The organism is Escherichia sp. AM3 (assembly GCF_032029835.1).
Classification (GTDB): Bacteria; Pseudomonadota; Gammaproteobacteria; order Enterobacterales; family Enterobacteriaceae; genus Escherichia; species Escherichia coli.
This window is the reverse complement of the sequence record NZ_JAVUPQ010000502.1, coordinates 1-614: the sequence shown is the minus strand read 5'-3', so window position 1 is coordinate 614 and position 614 is coordinate 1. Positions and strand designations below refer to the sequence as shown.

General features: G+C 46.9%; 1 protein-coding gene and 1 pseudogene. Both read left to right on the top strand.

Annotated elements, in window-relative coordinates; all coding sequences use genetic code 11:
- Positions 1–269: pseudogene (locus RTW80_RS26880) on the top strand (IS110 family transposase); the annotation flags it as partial.
- Between the two features lie 225 nt (positions 270–494).
- The coding region (locus tag RTW80_RS26875) for a plasmid pRiA4b ORF-3 family protein (protein WP_223714378.1) at positions 495–614 on the top strand (120 nt) is incomplete at its 3' end.

The window sequence follows — 614 nt, the reverse complement described above, 5'->3', positions numbered from 1 at the left end:
CGTCTGCTTTACGAAGCCGCCTGGTCTTATCGTACACCTGCAAAAGTTGGTGCATGGCTTATATATTACCGACCGGATTCTGTAACACAATATTCCAAAGATATTGCATGGAAAGCTCAACAACGATTGTGTTCTCGTTACCGAAGTCTGACAGCAAAAGGGAAAAAATCACAAGTAGCCATTACGGCGGTGGCTCGTGAGTTGACTGGATTTATGTGGGATATTGCACTTGCTGCCCATCATCATTCAGTCAGCAGAAGCAAAATTAAACCCTGAATTTGTTTCCCTTCTTCATTGAAGGCGATGTCCAGAGCGCTTTTCAGAAGACAGATGCTGTTTACTGATGCCGAGGTCTGGATTCGGTGCCGGCCAGTCCAGTCTCTGTTGCTAAGGGCCTGATAGGAGAGCATGAAAAACCTCGGGGCAGCCATCGAATGATGCCATCTACAGGGGTTAAAATAACCACCATCATTTCATAACAATACCTGCTGACTATGAAGATCTACGTCATCAAAATAGCAGTTCATGGAGTCAGTCCGATGGTCTGGCGTCGGCTGAGAATTGCTGCCGACACGTCACTGGCCGCGCTTCACTTCATTTTCCAGATAGTGCAG